The sequence below is a fragment of the Isoptericola sp. NPDC057391 genome (genome assembly GCF_042668085.1).
Taxonomy (GTDB): domain Bacteria; phylum Actinomycetota; class Actinomycetes; order Actinomycetales; family Cellulomonadaceae; genus Isoptericola.
This window is the reverse complement of the sequence record NZ_JBHVBO010000289.1, coordinates 1-3,223: the sequence shown is the minus strand read 5'-3', so window position 1 is coordinate 3,223 and position 3,223 is coordinate 1. Positions and strand designations below refer to the sequence as shown.

Annotated in this window: 3 protein-coding genes and 1 pseudogene; 2 read left to right on the top strand and 2 right to left on the bottom strand. The window is 75.1% G+C overall.

Features of this window, described 5'->3' with window-relative positions; translation table 11 throughout:
* Positions 1 to 29: 29 nt before the first annotated feature.
* Entirely contained in the window at positions 30 to 1,826 is a 1,797-nt protein-coding gene (gene sucB / locus ACFUVW_RS20315) for a 2-oxoglutarate dehydrogenase, E2 component, dihydrolipoamide succinyltransferase (protein WP_430573105.1), read from the bottom strand.
* A 251-nt stretch (positions 1,827 to 2,077) separates the two neighbouring features.
* Between sucB and ACFUVW_RS20310 the strand changes: the two genes are divergently transcribed.
* Together ACFUVW_RS20310 and ACFUVW_RS20305 are read left to right on the top strand one after the other, a co-directional pair.
* Positions 2,078 to 2,422 (top strand): oxidoreductase, encoded by a 345-nt coding sequence (locus tag ACFUVW_RS20310; protein ID WP_430573104.1) that lies wholly within the window; start codon positions 2,078 to 2,080, stop codon positions 2,420 to 2,422.
* 22 nt (positions 2,423 to 2,444) lie between these two features.
* A complete protein-coding gene (locus tag ACFUVW_RS20305; RefSeq protein ID WP_430573103.1) occupies positions 2,445 to 3,113 on the top strand; it encodes a methyltransferase domain-containing protein in 669 nt (222 codons plus the stop codon).
* On the opposite strand, the pseudogene ACFUVW_RS20300 reads toward ACFUVW_RS20305, so the two are convergent.
* Positions 3,103 to 3,159, bottom strand: a pseudogene (locus ACFUVW_RS20300) (ATP-binding cassette domain-containing protein); the annotation flags it as partial. The gene ACFUVW_RS20305 and the pseudogene ACFUVW_RS20300 overlap by 11 nt on opposite strands.
* Positions 3,160 to 3,223 lie beyond the last annotated feature (64 nt).

Below are 3,223 nucleotides of genomic sequence, written 5' to 3'. Positions count from 1 at the left end.
GCCCTGCGTCGATCAGGGGCGGGGCGAGGTCAGAGACCGACCTCGGCCTCGAACGCACCCTCCTCGATGCGTGCCTTGATGGCGGTGAGGAAGCGCGCGGCGTCCGCACCGTCGACCAGGCGGTGGTCGTAGGAGAGGAACAGGTAGGCGAACTGGCGGATGGCGATGGTCTCCTCGCCGTCCGGACCCGTCACGACCGCCGGCTTCTTGGTGATCGTGCCGGTGCCGAGGATCGCGACCTGCCCACCGGGGACGATCGGCGTGTCGATGAGCGCGCCGCCCGAGCCGGTGTTCGTGATCGTGAACGTGGCGCCGGAGAGCTCGTCCGGACCGACCTTGTTCGCCCGCGTGCGGGCGCCCAGGTCGCCGATCTGGCGGGCGATGCCGGCCAGGTTCAGGTCGCCGGCGTTCTTGATGACCGGGACCACGAGGCCACGCTCGGTGTCGACGGCGATGCCGACGTTCTCCGCGGGGTGGTAGGTGATCTCGCCCTTGTCCTGGTCGATCGAGGCGTTGATCTTCGGGAACGCCTTGAGCGCCTCGACCGCGGCCAGCGTGTAGAACGGCAGGTACGTGAGGTTCGCACCCTCGCGGGCCTTGAACGACTCCTTGGCCTTCGCGCGCAGCTTGGCGACCTTGGTGACGTCGACCTCGACCACGGTCGTGAGCTGGGCCTGCGTGTGCAGGGCCTCGACCATGCGCTCGGCCACGATCTTGCGCAGGCGCGACATCTTCTCCGTCGTGCCGCGCAGCGGCGAGACCGGCAGGACCGCCGGAGCCTTGGCCGCGGGGGCGGCCGCAGGCGCGGCCTCGGCGGCGGGAGCCGGCGCGGCGGCCTTCTCGGCCGCGGCGAGCACGTCCTCCTTGCGGATGCGGCCGCCGACGCCCGTGCCCTGGAGGCTCGAGACGTCCACGCCCTTCTCCGCGGCGAGCTTGCGCACCAGCGGGGTGAGGTACGAGCCCTTGCCCGCCGCGGGCGCGGCGGCCGGAGCAGCCGGGGCCGGGGCCGGGGCGGCGGGAGCCGGAGCAGCAGGCTCGGGGGCCGGGGCGGGCGCCGGAGCGGCCGGGGGCGCCGCGGCGGGCTCCTCCGGCTTCTCGGGGGCGCCCACGGGCTCCGGAGCCTTCGCCGGCTCGGGCTCGGCCGGAGCGGCGGGGGCCGGAGCGGCCGGGGCCGCGGCACCGGAGCCGATGACCGCCAGGACGGCGCCGACCTCGACGGTCGCGTCCTCCTCGACCAGGAGCTGCTGGACGGTGCCGGCCACGGGGGACGGGATCTCGGTGTCGACCTTGTCGGTCGAGACCTCCAGCAGCGGCTCGTCGACCTCGACCGAGTCGCCGACGGCCTTGAGCCAGCGGGTCACGGTGCCCTCGGTGACGGACTCGCCCAGGGCGGGCAGCGTCACCTCGGTGCCCTCGCCGCCGCCGGCGGCGGGCGCCTCGGCGGCAGGGGCCTCGGCGGCGGGAGCGGGAGCCTCGGGGGCTGCGGCGGGCTCGGCCGGCTCGGCGGGCTGCTCGGGCTCCGCGGGAGCCTCGGGCTCGGCGGCGGAGGCCTCGGCGGCCGGGGCCGCGTCGCCACCACCGGCACCGGAGCCGTCGCCGACGACGGCGAGGGTGGCGCCGACCTCGACGGTCTCGTCCTCCTCGACGAGGATCTGCTCGAGGACACCCGCGACGGGCGACGGGATCTCCGTGTCGACCTTGTCGGTCGAGACCTCCAGCAGGGGCTCGTCGACGGCGACGGTGTCGCCGACGGCCTTGAGCCATCGGGTGACGGTGCCCTCGGTGACGGACTCGCCGAGTGCAGGGAGCTGCACGTTCTCAGACATGACCTGTGGAGTCTCCTTCGATCAGTGGGTCAGGCGACGTGCCGAGGCGAGCCGGGTTGCCGGCCCGCGACATCTCCGGTTGCCGCGTTCTGGTCACTGCCTGCCATCTTGTCACCTCCGCGGGGGTCGCCCCAATCGTTCGGGGGTCCAGGTTGGTGTGACGCTGGGTACACCTGACCGCCGCATGACCTTCAGGACACCTCCGGGCGGTCTCCCGACCACGACGCCGACGACGGCGGTAGTCTCGCGCCATGTCGCTCAGGACCTCGCTGGGACGCCTGCTGGGCAGGTCGTCGTCGCCGGCCCCCGGTGCCGCGCCGACGTCCGGGTCGCGCGGCGAGACGATCGCGTACCTGCAGGAGTTCGTCCGCACGCGCGTGGGCGTGGAGGCCTACGTGGAGCCGCCGAACGTGCAGACGCCGACCACGGTCCTCCTCGTCGCGACGACCGGCGAGTGGACGCGACGTCGCGTCCCGGACGAGCGCACGGGCTTCGAGGTGGCCCGCTCGCTGGGCGTCCCCGTCTACAACGTGCGGTTCACCGGTTACCCGCAGCGCATGCGGGACTGGACGTCCGCGCAGCGGCGCAAGGGCTGAGGCTCGGGGCGAGGGCGGCGGCATGGACGGCGGCGGCGGGGAGCGCTGGTCGGCGGTCGCCGACGCCTGGGCGGAGCTCTGGGGCTCGCTCGCCGCGCCGGTCTGGCCGCCCCTGCTGGCGGCGGCGCAGGTAGGGACCGGGTCCCGCGTCCTCGACGTCGGGTGCGGCACGGGCGAGCTGCTGGGGCACCTGCTCCGCGCCGGCGCGTCGGTCGCGGGCGTCGACCCCGCCCCCGCGATGGCGCGGCGGGCGGCTGAGCGGCACCCGGGGGCGACGGTCGGGGACGGCGACGTCGAGCACCTGCCGTTCGCCGACGGCGCCTTCGACGCCGTCCTCGCCGTCAACGCCCTGCAGTTCGCCGACGACACCGCCGACGCGCTGGCCGAGCTCGTCCGCGTGCTGGTGCCCGGCGGCCGGGTGGGGATCGCCTGCTGGGCCGAGGGTGCGCGCAACGACCTCGACGTCGTCGAGCGCGCCGTCTCGGCCGCCCACGAGGAGGAGGTGCCGCCCGACGGCCCGCTGCGCGCGCCGGGCGGGCTCGAGGCCGCGCTCGCCGACGCGGGGCTCGACGTCGTGGGCTCCGGCATCGTCGACGTCCCCTGGTCCGCGCCGGACGACGACCGCCTCGTGCGCGACCGGTCAGCCGCACCGTGCCGGAGTCCGGCCGGTACACCCCGGTCATCACTTTGATCAGTGTGGACTTGCCCGCGCCGTTCTCGCCGATGAGCGCGTGCACCTCGGCGGGGCGCAGGGCGAACTCCACGTCGCGCAGCGCGTGCACGCCGGCGAAGCTCTTGTTC